The following is a 15,649-nucleotide window of genomic DNA, read 5'->3' as shown; positions in this document are numbered from 1 at the left end:
CGTGGGTGGTCGTTGGCGCCCGTGTCCGTCAGCCGTCCTGCTTCACCGGTGTCTGCTGGTGGAAGACGAGTTTCCAGTCGCCTTCGCCGCCCTCGTAGACGCTGGTCATGTAGAGCTGGAAGGAGAAGTCCGCCTGGCTGAGCCGGACCGTGGCCTTGTAGGTGATCAGCGCCGTCCCTTCGCCCAGGGGCAGCACCTTGACGTCTTCGAGCGTGTAGTCGTCGAACGGCGACTTGCTGGCGTCGATGTCGTCGGCCAGCTCGTGGCCGGTCTGCAGTCCGTCGGGCTCGACGCAGACGGTGCGGTCGGTGACCAGTCCGCGGTAGAAGTCGCCGTCGCCGACCGAGATGGCCGCCCAGCCCTTCTCCTCCAGCTCGCGCAGTTCGTTCTCGGTGCTCATCGCGGGCTCCTTTCCTGTGGGTGTCGCGATGGGTTCACGGGGTGGAGGGCCAGCGGCCGGGCATGCCGCAGAACAGCAGCACCTGCTCGACCAGGTCGTCCTCCCGCGGTATCAGGTAGAAATGGTCGCCGGGGAAGCGCCGCAGCCGGAACGCACCGCTGGTGTGGTGCTCCCAGCCCGCGGCCTCGTCGCGGTCCACCTCGGGGTCCGCGTCGGAGAAGCACGCGAGGACCGGAGTGCGGACCGGGGCCATGTCCGAGGGCCGGTACGTCTCGATCAGCCGGTAGTCGGCGGCCAGCGTCGGCAGGATCAGCTCGCGCATCGCGGGATCGTCCAGCACCTCTTCGCTGGTGCCGCCCAGCCGGCGCAGGTCCTCCAGCAGCGCCGGTTCGCCTCCCAGGTGCACGCCGGAGTGGCGCAGCCGGTCGGGGGCCGGCCGGCCGGAGACGATCAGCCCGGCCTGGGGCCGCCCGAGCACGCCCTCCAGCCGCCTGGCCGTCTCGTGCGCCACGGCGGCACCCATGCTGTGCCCGAACAGGGCCAGCGGCACCTCGCCCAGCGGCTCCAGGACGGCGGCCACCGGCTCGGCGATGTCGTCCACGGTCTCCGCGCATGGTTCGCGCAGCCGGTCCTGGCGGCCCGGGTACTGGACGCCGTACAGCTCGACGCCGTCGGGAAGGCGCGCTCCCCACGTCCTGAAGAAGCCGGCGGCGCCGCCGGCGTGCGGGAAGCAGACCAGACGGAGCCGGGGGACGTCCTGGACGCGCAGCGGACGCAGCCACCGCTCGCGCTGCCGTACGGTCGGGATGGTCATGCCGGTGATTCCTCCAGCTCCGTTCTCGCGGTGGCGATCAGCTCGTCGGCGGGCATCGGGCGGTGCGGCGGGCCGGACAGGCGCTCGGGATAGCCGAGGGCGGCCGCCATCGCCTGCCAGGCCGAGCCGACGGACAGGTGGTACTGCCCGTCACGCAGTGGATCAAGCCCGTCACTCACGGCGCTCCATGTACGCATGATCGCTCGGTGGGCGCCCGCCGGCCACAGGGACGACAGAATCTCCCGGTAGGTCGGGGATTCGGCGGGACCGATCGCGCTGGTGGCCGGCAGATCGAGTCCGGGGTCGGCGGCGGCGTCGAGGCGGGTCGTGCGTCGCGCCTCGGCCGGCAGGTGGGGCCGGGGCGACCACAGCACGGGGCCGTGTGTCTCGACCAGTGTCAGCGTGCCGCCTTCGGCGCCGATGGTGATGCGGTGCAGCAGGTGGGCGTGGTTGTCGGGATCGGCGGGGTGCAGCTGGTTCTGCACGCGCAGCGTGAACGGGACACCGGCCAGCGTGCCGTCGATCGTGCGGAACGGGCCGCGGCCCGTGGGGGCGGGCAGGTCGAAGGGGCGGAGGCCGCCGAGCGCCAGGCCCAGGATGTCGAACAGGTGGTAGGAGACCTGCACGCCGCAGGCGGCTTCGACGTACACCGGACGCAGGGCGCGGGCGGCGGCGATGAAGCGCCGTACCGAAGGCAGGTGCACGTAGTGGCTGTTCACGTGGTAGATCACCCCGTTCCGCCGGGCGGTGCGCAGTGCGGCGGCCAGCTCGTCGCGCAGCAGCGGCCCCTCCTGCAGCACGTGGACGCCGCGGGCCATCAGCTCGGCCGCGACCGCGCTGCCGGGTCCCCCGTTGACCTCGCCGAGCAGCACGACACAGGCCAGGTCGACGTCGCCGGGCACCTCTTCGACGCGGGTGAAGAGGGGGACACCGGCGTCCTTCGCGCACGCCTGGGAGCGCTCGCCGCCCTTGGCCAGAATGCCGGCGAGCTCGAAGGCGGAGCCGGGCGCGGTGAGAGCGGCGAGATGCACCCGGCCGAAACCGGTACCGCACACCAGCACGCGTGGACGCCGGCTCCCGGGCACCCCGCGACCGGTGGCGCCGAGGCCGCTCGCGTCCGCGCCGGTGCTCACAGAACCCCTTCCTCGACGGGCGCGCGCGACGGCTCGGCGACCTCCACGGCCGGGTCGTCGCGCAGGTCCCGGAGCACGCCGGCCGGAGCCAGCACGTCGGACGCGTCGTGGGCGCCCGAGGGGACCCGGCCCGCGGCCACCGCCCGCGTGGCCGTGGCCGCCAGCGCGGCCGTCAGCTCATAGCTGTCGGCGGCGCGGACGAGGAGGACTCTGCCGTCGAGGTCGAAGACGAGCTGGAAGTACGGCCGGCGGCCGAGGGCGTCGAGGCGGGCCGCCAGTTCGAGGTCCTCAGCGGCGTGCACCGGTTCCTTGCCCCTCGCTCCGGACAGCGCCTGCAGGGTCCGCTCACCGTCGAAGACTCCCCACCATTCGACCTCGGCCAGCTCCAGCGCGCGGGCCAGCCGCTCGCTCTCCCGGCTCAGGTAGGGGTAGACGCCGACGCGACCGGGAAAGTGCGGCACGGCGACGCGCTCGGCGGGACGCAGGGCGCCGCGGATCGCCTGGTGGCCGCGCCAGGCGGCCAGCGGGGTCGCGTGCTCGCCGTCCAGGGAGGCGATGTAGTCGAGCGCGGCGGCCCGGGTGAAGCGGTCCAGGCCGCCGACACGGGCGACCAGCCGGGAAGGCCGATCGGCGCCCTCGGCCAGCGCGCGGGGCAGCAGCGCGGACAGGCCGGGCATCATCCCCGCCGCCAGCACCGCGGCGCGCCCTCCGGCGAGCAGGGTGAGACCGGAATGGTCGAGCTGGTCTCCGGCCACGTCCACGTAGTGGGCCCCTGCCTTCAGCGCGGCCCGTGCCACGGTGTCGCCGATGCGCGCCGACGGACCCGCGCAGTTCACCACCACGTCGCAGCCGGCGCAGAACCCCGCCAGGCCGGAGGCACTGTCGCTGTCCACCTCGATGTCCACCTCGACGGCCTCGTCGCCGGTTCGGGCCAGCTTCCGCGTCCGGGCCAGGTCCCTGCCGCCCAGGCGCAGCGGTTCCCGCAGGCGGCGCACCAGCGCGCGGCCCACCGCGCCGTAGCATCCGATCACGCCGACGGTCATGGCCGCTCCCACCTCCGGGTCAGCATGGCGGCGACCTCGTCCACGTGCGGCGGCTGGAGACAGCTGAAGTGGTCGCCGGGTATGTCGGCCACTCTCAGCTCGCCCAGGCACAGTTCGCGCCAGAAGCCGGTCATGTCGTCGCGCAGCCACGGCAGGAAGTGCGTGTCGCCGAGTTGGCGCAGGAAGGTGATGTCCCCGGCGTACGGTTCCGGCTCGTGGGAGCCGACCGCGAGCAGGCTGTGCCGCACCACCCGGTAGAAGGTGGCGACGTGCCGTTCGACGTCGGCGTCCGAGCCGGCGTGGCGGCCCGCGGCGCGGCCGATGGCGGCCAGCCGCTCGTCCTGCGGCCGGCTCTCCAGGCCGCGGAAGATCTCGCCGGCCGGCGCCAGCGCGCCGGTGAGCGCGGTGACGCGCCCGGCGGGCACCCGGTCCGGGTTCTCGCGGAGCAGCAGCTCGAAGACCTCGGACATGGCCCTCTCGTCACCGGGGTAGCCCGCTTCGGCCGGATCGGCGCCCATGACCTTGGCGAAGACGTACTCCACGACCAGTTCGTCTTCGATGATCCGCGGCAGCGTGTAGCTGCTGATCACGGTGAGGCTGGTGACGTCGGCGCCCGCCTCCGTCAGCTGCCGGGCGATCTCCGTGGCCAGCAGGCCCCCCATGCAGTAGCCGACCACGTGGAAGGCGCCGGCGCCGGTGTCGAGCAGCACGCGGGTGTAGCGGGCGGCCCGGCGCTCGATCAGGCCGCGCGGATCCTCCGCGAGGTAGGACTCCACGTCGGTGACCGCGAGCCCGGCCAGCGGGCCGCCCTTGCCCGCCAGCAGCCGCGACAGCGCCCGGTAGGGGGCGAGCGTGCCGCTGCCCTCGTGGACGAGCACGCGCAGCGGCTCCCCGCCGGCGGGCTCGCCGCCGAGCGGGACCAGCGGTGAGCTCTCGGCGCGGCCCCCCTCCTCCGTCCGGTCGCCGCCGCCGCGCAGCTCTTCGGCCAGCGCCGCCACCGTGGGCCGGTGCAGGATCTGGCGGACCAGGTCGTCCCAGTGCGCCTCCGCCGCGGCCGGCACGCGCTCGCGCAACGTGGCGGCCAGCTTGGCGACCACGAGCGAATCGCCGCCGAGGTCGAAGAAGTCGTCGTCGCGGTTGAGCCCGGCCACGTTCAGCACCTCGGCCCAGATGGCGGCCAGCTCCCGTTCGAGGTCGTCGCGGGGCGGTCCGCCCGCCGAGGCGCGGCCCGCGGCGGCGCGCGGCAGCCAGGAGGCCAGTGCGGCGGTGTCCACCTTGCCGTTGCGGGTCAGCGGCAGCTCGTCGACGATCTGCAGATGTGCCGGGATCATGTACTCGGGCAGCCGCCCGGCCAGATGCCCGGCCAGCGCCGGGATGTCCAGCGCCCGCCGGTCCGCTTTGAAGCGGGCGGCGAAGACGTGCTGCCCGAGCGGGCCGGTCACGTCCTGCGGGCCGGGCAGGCAGACGGTCGCGTCGGCGCCCGCCCCGCGCAGCAGCTCCAGCCACTGCTCACGGCCGAGGAAGGTCTGGTCGAGGCCCTTGCGCGAGTCCTCGTAGTCCCATTTGCGCGGGTCCTTCTCCGGCATCATGAACTCCATCGAGGTCATGATCTGGTAGCTGTCCCTGGTGGTCTCGACGAAGACCAGCCAGCCGCCCGGCCGCAGCATCTGCACGAGCCTGCCGAGCACCCGGCCGGCATGGCGGGCGTTGTGCAGGACGTTGACGCAGAGGATGACCTCGAAGTCGTTGGGCCTGTACCCCTGCTCGCGGAAGTCCTCGTTGATGTCGAACAGCCCGTAGCGCACCCAGGGCCGGTCGCCGAAGCGGTTGCGGGCCTCGTTGAGGAAGAAGGGCGAGACGTCGGTGAACAGGTAGTCGACGTCGTACTCGGCCAGCGCCGGGATCATCTGCGCGCTGATGCCGCCGACCCCCGCCCCGACCTCCAGCACCCGCAGGCCGCCGTCATGCCGGCCGGCGATGCGGTGCAGCACCTCGATGGCGGCGTGGTTGACGTAGCGGCTGATGATGTTCTCCCGGTAGGCGGCCTCGGAGATCTCCAGGCGTCCTTCCGGGAAGAGCAGCGGCAGCGGGTCCATCTCGTCGCGGACGAGCTCCGGCAAGTGATCGGTGCTGGTCCTGAAGTAGGAGATCAGGGCCGCGGGGTAGCTGTCCTCGCGTTGCAGCTCCGCGACCGCCTGCCAGGCGGCGTCGAGATCCTGCTCGGCGGCGGTGCGCACGGCGCGGCGGACGTCCCCGTCCCGCTCCAGGAACCCTTCGTCTTCGAGGACGCGCAGCCAGCGCCGCACCAGCCGGTGGTGCCTGGGGGCGGCCCCGATGACCTCGATGACCTCCTCGGTGGTGGCGGTCTCGCCGGGTCGCGCGAACAGGCCGTGCCGCATGAGGGCGCGCATGATGCCTGTCACCGCGGCCCTGTCCAGGCGGGACATGAACTCCATGAGTTCTTCGCGGTCGATGTGCGCGGTCTGCAGGTCCCCGGCGCCGGACCCCGCCGAACGAAGTTCCTCCGCCAGAGCCGCCGCCGGTGTCCGCGGCGACGGGGTGCGGGCCGGCTCGGCGAAGGCCGCCAGGCGGCGCTCCATCCCGTCGCCGTCGACCAGGACGTGGGCGGCGGCGACCGCGGGATGCTCCTGGACGGCGGCCTCGACCTCGGCGAGCTCGATGCGGTGTCCGCGTATCTTGACCTGCCGGTCCTCGCGGCCGAGGAACTCGATCAGCCCGTCCTCGCGGTAGCGTCCCAGGTCTCCGGTGCGGTAGAGGCGCTCGCCGGTCTCCGGGTGCCGGACGAATCGCCGTTCCGTCTTCTCCGCGTCGCCGAGGTAACCCAGCGCCACTCCGGCGCCGCCGATGTAGAGCTCGCCCGCCACCCCGTCCGGGCACGGCCGCATGGCATGGTCGAGGACGTGGAAGGTCTGGTTGGCCAGCGGTTTTCCGTACGGGACGCTCGTCCAGTCCGGTGAGAGCTCGCCGATCGGGTGGTGGATCGACCAGATGGACGCCTCGGTCGCACCGCCGAGGCCGACCAGTTCGAGTCCGGGCAGGCGGGCGCGCACGGCCGGGGGCAGCGTGATCGGGATCCAGTCGCCGCTGAGCAGGGCGAGCCGGAGCGTGCGCAGACCGGTCCCGGGGTGGGCGGCCAGGTAGTGCTCCAGCATCTGGAGCTGCGCGGGGACGGAGTTCCACAGCGTGACCTCGTGGTCGGCGATCAGCCGGGCCCAGCTGGCGGGGTCGCCGCGGCCCTCGGGGCCGGGCAGCACCAGTGCGCCGCCTACGGCCAGGGGACCGAAGATGTCGTAGACGGAGAGGTCGAAGCCGAGGCTCGCCAGCCCGAGGACGCGGTCGTCCGCGGTGACCGAGAAGCGGCCGTTGATGTCGGCCACCGTGTTGAGCGCCGCCTCATGGGAGATCATCACGCCCTTGGGGTCGCCAGTGGATCCGGACGTGTAGATGACGTAGGCCAGATCCTCTGGGCGGGCGCGGCCTGCGGGCGCGGGGGCGGTGGAAGGCGGCACCGTGTCGACGTCCACGCAGCGCACTCCGGCCGGACGCTCGGTGATCTGGGACTGGGTCAGTACGGTGGTCACCCCTGCATCGGTGAGGATGCGCTCGCGCCGGGCGGGCGGCTGCCCGGCGTCCACGGGCAGATAGGCGGCGCCGGCCAGCAGTGTCCCGAGCACGGCGGCGACCTGCTCCCAGCCCTTACGCATGAGCACGGCGACGGGCGCGTCACCTGCTTCCGCCAGGCTTTCGGCCACGGCCGTGGCCCGCGCGAGCAGCTCACCGTAGGTCAGCGTGCGCTCCTCGGTGATGACGGCGGGCGAGCCGGGTGTGGCCGCCGCCTGCGCCACGACGGGTTCGTGGAGCAGCCCGGCGGGACGGGGCGCCATGGTGGCGTTGGCCAGGTCGCGCCGCTCGGCCTGTGCGGCGGGCAGCCCGACCGGTGAGGCCGACTCCCACGCGGAGTCGGAGGCGGCCAGGTCGAGCAGCAGTGTGCGCAGAGCGCCGAACAGGTCTTCGATCAGGCCGTCGGGGAAGACGCCGTCGCGCACGTCGGCCCTGACTTCCAGGACGCCGCCCTCGATCAACGCCTGGCAGTCGATCCACACTTGGGGCGTCTGGCTCCTGCCGTACACCACCTCGGCCAGGCCGCGCATGCCCTCGTTCTCGTCGCCGAGCCCGACGGTGCTGGTGAAGACGACCGGTACCAGGGCGGCCTGCCGGCCCTGGCGGCGGGCGATCTCGCGCATCAGCTCCACGCCGGAGTAGAGCCGGTGGTCCAGGTCGTCCCAGAGCCGCTGCTGGAGGGCACCGGCGCGGGCGGCGAAGCGGTCCCCGGCCGCGCCGTCCACCTCCAGCAGGCTGACGGTGGTGAAGTCGCCGACGAGGGAGCCCACCTGCGGGTGGAGAGGGTGCCGGTTGAGCAGCGTGAGGTTGAGGCAGAACGCGGGCTGGCGGCTCCAGCGGCCGATGACCTCGGCGAAAGCGGCGAGCACGGCCGTCGAGGGGGTCACGCCGTGCGCCGCCGCCCGTTCGCGCAGCCCGTCCCACTGCTCGGCGGCGAAGCGGACCTCATGGCGGGTGAATGAGCCGGCGGCCTGGATCTCGCGCTCCTCGCGCAGCGGCAGTTCGGGCGCGCCGGGCAGATCGTCCAGCCGGTCCTCCCAGTAGCGCCGGTCTCGCTCATAGGCGTCGCCGTCACGCAGGCCCCGCGCTGCGGCCACATAGTCGCGGAAGGTGATCTCCATCGGCGGGAGCTCCGCGTCCGGGTCGAGATAGCGGCGCTTCAGCTCGGTGAGCAGGAGCTGGATGCTCAGGTAGTCGGCGATGAGGAAGTCGATGGAGACGTGGAGCACGTCGCGATCGTCGGTCCGGGTGATCCGTACTTCGAACAGCGGCCATGTCGCGGGGTCGTAGACGCGGCTGTCCATGGCGGACCTCGTGGCGGCCACATGCGCGCCGACCTCGTCAGCGGGACGGCCGCGGAGGTCGGCGACCTCGATGCGGTACCTGGGCGTCTCCGGAGCCGTGACCTGGTAGCCCTCCACGTGGACGGTGCAGCGCAGCATGTCATGCCGCTCGATGAGCCGGTTCCAGGCGTCCTCCATCCGCGGCGGGTCCAGGTCCGCGAAGGCCAGCTCCGCGTACACCTGGCAGGCGGTGCCGCCGTAGTCGAAGGCGTCGCCCCGGCCGAGGAGGTAGGCGGCCTGCACATCGGTGAGCGGGAACGGCTCGTACCGGGCGGCCGGGTCGGGGGTCAGGTCCGGCGCGGCGGGGCGGCTCAGATGCTCCAGCAGCTCGTCCCTGCGGGCGGCCAGCAGCGCGCGCCGCTCGTCGGTGAGGACGCCCTGGGGAGCGCGAAACCGCAACCGGCCCGCCTCTTCCCACAGGTGCACGCCCTCGCGGGCCAGTTCGGCGATGAGCTGACCAGCCGTCATATCGCGCCCTCCTCGAAGGCTCCGTCGTCGCGATGCTGTCCGATCAAGTCCGCGTGCTCGGCGATGGTCGGCCCGGCGAACAGCATCCGCAGCGGAAGCTCGACGCCGAACTCGATCCTGATCTCCTCGGCCAGGCGGGTGGCGAGGACGCTGTCGCCGCCGAGGATCACGAAGTTCTGATGCCTGCCCACGTCGGGGAGGTCGAGCAGCGCCTGCCAGATCCGGGCGAGGGCCTCCTCCACGGGGCCGGCGGGCGGGACGTCCTCGACCTGGCCGCTGCCGTGCTCCTCGGCCAGCCGGGCGAGCGCGCCGCGGTCGATTTTGCCGTTGGGGGTGAGGGGGAGGGCGGGGAGCTGGATGATCTGTTCGGGGATCATGTAGGGCGGGAGCTGCTCGGCCAGCCGGTCGTGCAGGTCGTCGTGGTCCAGCTCGTCGTGGTCAGGGTCGTGGTGATTTGGGTCGCCTGCCGGGACGACCAGGGCGGCCAGCCTGCGGGCCGCGCCGCCGACCGTGGTGGCCACGGCGCGCTCCACTGCCGGGTGGGTCAGCAGTGCCGCTTCGATCTCGCCAAGTTCGATGCGGTGGCCCCGGACCTTGACCTGGTGGTCCACCCGCCCCAGGAACTCCAGCGTCCCGTCCGGCCAGTAGCGCCCCATATCGCCGGTGCGATACCAGCGGACCCCATCCTGTTCGACGAACTTGGCGCGGGTGGTGTCCGGGTCGCCTCGGTAGCCTTCGGCGACGCCGGCGCCGCCGATCCACAACTCCCCCGGGCCCCAGTCCGGGCAGTCACGACCCAACTGGTCGACCACTCGGAAGCACTGGTTGGCCAAGGGACGGCCGTAGGGAACCGACACCCACTCCGGCGGGATCTCGGCCGGGACCGGGCAGTAGTTGGACCAGATGGCGGCCTCGGTCGCACCGCCCAGTGCGACCAGTCGGCATTCTGGTGCGGCCTGCGCCAACCTGGCCGAAAGGTCGAGGGGAACCCAGTCGCCCGACACCATCGCCAGCCGCAGACAGTCCAGGTGACCGTGTTCGGCGACCAGCAGCATGTCCAGCAGCGCCGGCACCGTGTTCCACACCGTCACCCCGTGGTCGGCCACCAGCCGCGCCCACTGGGCGGCGTCGCGCCGCTCGTCCTCGGCCACCGTCACCAGCGACCCGCCAGCCGACAGCAACCCGAAGACGTCCCACACCGACAGGTCGAAATCCAGCGCGGACACCGCCAGCACCCGGTCGTGTTCGGTTACTCCGAAGCGAGAGTTGATGTCCAGCACCGTGTTCAGTGCGGCGCGGTGGGAGACCTCCACTCCCTTCGGCTCACCCGTCGATCCCGACGTGAAGATCACATAAGCGCTCGCGGCCGGATCCGCCTCGACCGGGGCCTCCAGCGGCTTCCCCTCGGGGGGTTCGGTCAGCAGCAGGCGGGCACCGGCACGGCGCATGATCTGCTCGCGGCGAGCCTCCGGCTGGTCGACGCCGATCGGCACGTACAGCGCCCCGGCCGCCAGCACCCCCAGTACCACCGCGACCTGATCGGGTCCCTTCGGCAGCGACACCGCGACGGGCTCCTCTTCGCCCACACCGCGGTCGCGCAGGAAGCCGGCCACCCGCAAGGCCCGGTCAGCCAGCTCGCCATAAGAGATGCCCGGGCGGATCGCCGGCCGGGAAGGGTCGCGGCGGGCCAGCTCGAAGAAGCGGCCGTGCAGTGTGCCCTGCGGGACCGGGGCGGCGGTGTCGTTGGCCGCCGCACGCACCGCCAGCTGCGACGCCGGCACCAGCGGCGGAGCGACCGCATCCCAATCATGCTCCAGCAACCACTCCAGCAGACGACCGTATCCGTCGACCATCCCATCCAGCACACCCGCCGGAAACAACTCCTCCACCGCATCCCAATTCACCAACAGACCACCATCCACCTCAACCACCTGATGATCGATCCACACCTGCGGCGTCTGCGATACGCCCCACACCGGATCGGCGAACAATGTGTCGGCCAGCGCGCCGTCCTCCCCAGTCACGCCGAGCGTGCTGGTGAACACAACCGGCATGGTGACGTCGGCCGAGCCGGTGCGCTTGGCCAGTTCGCGCATCACCCACAGCGCGGACACTTCGCTGTGCTCAAGGTCGTGCGCCACCCGGTGCTGCAGGCGGCGGGCGCTCTCCAGCCACGTCTCCCCCGGCTCGTAGGCGACCAGCAGCAGCGAGGTGAAGTCGCCCAGGACGGTGTCGATGTCGGGGTGGACCTGGCGCCGGTCGAAGAGCGTGAGGTTGATCGTCATGTCGCGGCGGGCGCTCCACGCGCCGAGCGCCTCGGCGAACGCCGTGGCGAGAACGGTCGAGAGCGTGAGGCCGTGTCGCCGGGCCGTGTCCTTGACGGCCTGCCACTGTTCGGCGGGAACGCGGATCTGGCGGCGGGTGAAGCGCGGGCGGCCCAAGCGGTCCGGGTCCATGGCCAGCGGCAGCTGCGGTGCCGGCGGCAACTCGGCGACCCTGGCGGACCAATACTCCTCGGCGCGCCGGAGTGCCTGGGCCTCGGGCTTGACCGTGAGCACGTAGTCACGGAAGGACGGGCCTACCTCTGGCAGGTCGGCATCTGGATCGCGGTAGAGGACGTCCAGCTCGCTCAGCAGGGTCATGATGCTCAGCGCGTCCATGACGATGTTGTCGAAGCTGACGCCGAGACGCGTGCGGCCCTCGCCGTACCGGACGGCCCGCACATCGAACAGCGGCCACCGGGTGGCGTCGATGAGCTGGTGGGACATGGCTTCGCGCAGCTCGGCGAGGGCTTGTTCGCCGTCGCCGTCGCCGTCGCCGTCGCCGGCTTCGGTGAGGGGGATGGTCAGCGGCGGCACCGTCGGCAGGATGCGCTGGGTGCCGTCGGGCAGGAACACCGCGCGCAGCATCTCGTGCCGTTCGATGAGCCGGTTCCACGCGGCGCCGAGACGGGCCAGGTCGAGACCGTCGAAGTCGTACTCGGTGTAGAAGTGGCAGCCGACGCCGCCGAGGGAGAAGTCGTCGGTACGGCCGAACCAGTAGGCGCGTTGCACGTCAGTGGGCGGGAACGGTTCGTGTCGTCGTTCCGGATCGGCGCGCAGGATGGACCGTTCGGAGACCTCGTGCACATCCCCTAGCCGTACGGTCCTGGAGAAGGCGGCGAGTTCGGGGTGGTCGAAGAGATTCGTCAGTTCGGCGCCCGCGACACCCTCCGACTGGAGGCGGGTGATGAGGCGGGTGGCCAGCAGGCTGTCGCCGCCGAGGGCGAAGAAGTTCTGGTCACGGCCGACTGCGTGCAGCTTCAGCACCTCGGCCCAGATCTCCGCCACGATGCTCTCCACCCCCGGGTGGGGCGGATCGAAGTGCTCCGCACGCTCGGCGAGATGTTCGGTGAGGACGTTCTGGACGGCGCCGCGGTCGATTTTGCCGTTGGGGGTGAGGGGGAGGGCGGGGAGCTGGATGATCTGTTCGGGGATCATGTAGGGCGGGAGCTGTTCGGCCAGCCGGTCGTGCAGGTCGTCGTGGTCCAGCTCGTCGTGGGCCGGGTCGTGGTGGGCTGGGTTGTCTGCCGGGACGATCAGGGCGGCCAGTCTGCGGTTGGTCGCTCCGACCGTGGTGGCCACGGCCCGCTCCACTTGCGGGTGGGACAGCAGTGCCGCTTCGATCTCTCCCAGTTCGATGCGGTGGCCGCGGACCTTGACCTGGTGGTCCACCCGCCCCAGGAACTCCAGCGTCCCGTCCGGCCAATAGCGGCCCATATCCCCGGTGCGATACCAGCGCAGCCCGTCATGCTCGACGAACTTGGCCTTCGTCGTCTCCGCATCACCCCGGTAGCCCTCGGCCACCCCGGCGCCGCCGATCCACAACTCCCCCGGACCCCAGTCCGGGCAGTCACGACCCAACTGGTCCACCACCCGGAAGCACTGGTTGGCCAGCGGACGGCCATAAGGCACCGACACCCACTCCGCCGGCACCCGCGCAGGAACCGGGCAGTAGTTGGACCAGATCGCCGCCTCGGTCGCCCCGCCCAACGCCACCAGCCGACACCCCGGCGCCGCCTGGGACAGGCTCGCCGACAGATCCAGCGGAACCCAATCACCCGACACCATCGCCAACCGCAGCGAACCCAACTGCCCGCGCTCAGCCACCAAAAGCATGTCCAGCAGCGCAGGAACCGTGTTCCACACCGTCACCCCATGCTCGGCCACCAGCCGCGCCCACCGGGCCGCATCACGACGCTCGTCCTCGCCCACCATCACCAGCGACCCACCCGCCGACAGCAACCCGAACACATCCCACACCGACAAATCGAAATCCAGCGCCGACACCGCCAGCACCCGATCGTCCTCACCCACACCGAAACGCGCGTTGACATCCAGCACCGTGTTCAACGCCGCACGATGCGACACCTCCACACCCTTCGGCTCCCCCGTCGAACCCGACGTGAAAATCACATACGCGCCCGCACCCGGATCGGTCTCGACCGGACCCTCCAACGGCCCACCATCAGGCACATCAGTCAGCAGCAGACGCGCACCCGCCCGGCGCATGATCTGCCCACGACGGGCCTCAGGCTGATCCACACCGACCGGCACATACAGCCCCCCGGCCGCCAGCACCCCCAACACCACCACAACCTGATCAGGCCCCTTCGGCAACGACACCGCAACGGGCTCCCCAACACCCACGCCGCGCTCACGCAGGAAACCCGCCACCCGCAACGCCCGCTCAGCCAGGTCACCGTAGGAGATGCCCGGACGGATCGCCGTCCGCGAAGGATCACGGCGCGCCCACTCAAAGAAACGACCGTGCAACGTCCCCTCCGGGACCGGCGCCACAGTGTCATTGGCCGCCGCCCTCACCGCCAACTGCGCCGCCGGCACCAGCGACGGCACAACCGCATCCCACTCACACTCCAGCAACCACTCCAGCAACCGCCCATACCCGTCAGCCATCCCATCCAGCACACCCGCCGGAAACAACTCCTCCACCGCATCCCAATTCACCAGCAGACCACCATCCACCTCAACCACCTGATGATCGATCCACACCTGCGGCGTCTGGGACAGCATCGAGCCGAGGCGGCCCAGGCTCCGCTGCACGTCGGCGCTCACGAGGTCCCCCATTCCGAGGGCGCTGGTGAACACCACTGGCGCGGTCACCTGGTCGTGCCGGCCGCCTCGGTTGAGGTCGCGCAGAACCTCGACGCCCGAGTAGGCCGAGTGCGCCATGTCGCGCTGGAAGCGCGCCTGCAGCGCCGCCACCCGCTCGGCGAACGTCTGCGGGCGCGACAGGTCGACCTCCAGCAGGATGAGGTTGGAGAAGTCGGCGACCATGCGCTCCACGTCCGGGTGGATCGCCTGCCGGTCGAAGAGCGGAACGTTGAGCACGAAGCGCGGCGTGCCGCTCCAGGCGCCGACGACCTCGGCCAGCGCCGCGGCCATGACCATCGGCAGCGTGACGCCGTGGGCGCGGGCGCGCTCGGCCAGCCGTCCTCTCTCCTCGGCGGTGAGCCGGCGGTCACGGCGCACGACCCGGACCTGGCCGACGCTCTCCGGGTTGACGGCGAGCGGCAGCGGCGGGCCTGGGGGCAGTTCGGGCAGGCGGTCGGCCCAGTAGCGGCGGCCGGCCTCGTGCTCCTCCGCCCGCAGCGGCTCCCGCTCGGCGAGGTAGTCGGGGAAGGAGTAGGTCAGCGGCGGCAACTCGGCGTCTTCGCCGCGGTAGAGGGCGGCCAGGTCTTCCAGGACGATCTGGATGCTGCGCACGTCCGCGACGAGGAGGTCGATGTTGACGTGCAGGCGGTAGGCGTCGTCCGGCAGCAGTGAGAGTGCCAGGTCGAGCACCTCGCCGCGGTCGACCTCCAGGCGCCGGTGCGACAGCAGTTCGCGCAGCTTGCGCAGGTCATCTCCGGCGTCGTCCGCCGTACGCAGGTCGTGCACGGTCAGGCCGGGCCAGGGGCTGCACGGCAGGATCTGCTGGGTACCGTCGTCGAGGAAGCGGGCGCGCAGCAGGTCGTGTCGCTCGAACAGGGCGCGGGCGGCGCGCTCCAGGGCGTCGCGGTCCATGGCCCGGCCGTCGAACTCTATGTAGAAGTGGCAGCCGACACCGCCGAGCACCTGGCGGTCGCGGCGGCCGAACCAGTAGGCGTGCTGGAGCGGGGTGAGCCCGAAGGGGGCATCGCGATCGACCGGTGCGGCCTTGGAGCGCGGTGGGGCGACGGCACCATCCGACTGGAGCAGGGCATGCCATGAGGCGATCGTCGGGGACTCCACGAGATCGCCGAACCTGACGTTCACCCCTCGGCGCTGCCAGTCGTTGGCGAGCTGCATGATCCGGATGGAGTCGAGGCCCTGAGCGATGAGGTCCTCACCGTGCCCGAGATCCTCCGGGCGGACGCCGAGCAGGTCCGCCGCGGCACGGGTGATCTCCTCCAGCGGGGGCGCCTGCGGCGAGGGGACGGCGGGGCGTGCGGGCGTGCTCGCCTCGGTTCGGGGCGCGGCATCCGGTGCGGCGATCAGGGTGACCGGCGGGGCGGCCAGAGTGTCGATGGCACGGACCGGCAGCAGTCCACGCCGGTAACGCGTCACGAGTTCCGCCTCGTCGCCGACGAGCGATCCCGGGTCGACGGTCGCCACGGTCTCCACGACCGCGCCGCAGGCGTCGATGACGGCGCTCCGTACCTGACGGGCGGAAGGCCCGGCTCCCGGCGCGGACTCCACCAATATGGTCAGGCTTCCGTCGTGCACTGTCTGAAAGGCGCGGCATGGCGATCCGGTCAGCTCGCTGACGGCCGCTTCGAGGTCATT

At 71.8% G+C, this 15,649-nt stretch carries 6 protein-coding genes; all 6 read right to left on the bottom strand.

Features of this window, described 5'->3' with window-relative positions; all coding sequences use genetic code 11:
- Positions 1 to 28 precede the first annotated feature (28 nt).
- Genes AL2_RS33095 through AL2_RS33070 form a run of 6 tightly spaced genes read right to left on the bottom strand, consistent with a single transcriptional unit; the run spans position 29 to position 15,478 of the window.
- Positions 29 to 400 carry a nuclear transport factor 2 family protein gene (locus AL2_RS33095; RefSeq protein ID WP_067640718.1) on the bottom strand — a complete coding sequence of 124 codons (372 nt, stop codon included), beginning with the start codon at positions 398 to 400 and terminating at the stop codon, positions 29 to 31.
- A gap of 34 nt (positions 401 to 434) precedes the next feature.
- Positions 435 to 1,214, bottom strand: a complete 780-nt coding sequence (locus AL2_RS33090; RefSeq protein ID WP_067640717.1) for a thioesterase II family protein — start codon at positions 1,212 to 1,214, stop codon at positions 435 to 437.
- Positions 1,211 to 2,347, bottom strand: a complete 1,137-nt coding sequence (locus tag AL2_RS33085; RefSeq protein WP_245667100.1) for a Gfo/Idh/MocA family oxidoreductase — start codon at positions 2,345 to 2,347, stop codon at positions 1,211 to 1,213. Before AL2_RS33085 ends, AL2_RS33090 begins: the two co-directional genes overlap by 4 nt.
- Entirely contained in the window at positions 2,344 to 3,390 is a 1,047-nt protein-coding gene (locus AL2_RS33080; protein ID WP_067640715.1) for a saccharopine dehydrogenase NADP-binding domain-containing protein, read from the bottom strand. The genes AL2_RS33085 and AL2_RS33080 overlap by 4 nt, the downstream gene beginning before the upstream one ends.
- A complete protein-coding gene (locus AL2_RS33075; protein WP_067640713.1) occupies positions 3,387 to 8,843 on the bottom strand; it encodes a non-ribosomal peptide synthetase in 5,457 nt (1,818 codons plus the stop codon). Before AL2_RS33075 ends, AL2_RS33080 begins: the two co-directional genes overlap by 4 nt.
- A complete protein-coding gene (locus AL2_RS33070; protein WP_245667099.1) occupies positions 8,840 to 15,478 on the bottom strand; it encodes a non-ribosomal peptide synthetase in 6,639 nt (2,212 codons plus the stop codon). Before AL2_RS33070 ends, AL2_RS33075 begins: the two co-directional genes overlap by 4 nt.
- Between the last annotated feature and the right edge of the window lie 171 nt (positions 15,479 to 15,649).

The sequence above is a fragment of the Actinomadura latina NBRC 106108 genome, assembly GCF_001552195.1.
GTDB lineage: Bacteria > Actinomycetota > Actinomycetes > Streptosporangiales > Streptosporangiaceae > Spirillospora > Spirillospora latina.
The sequence above is the reverse complement of the archived record's forward strand: the minus strand, read 5'-3'. Positions and strand labels throughout refer to the sequence as shown.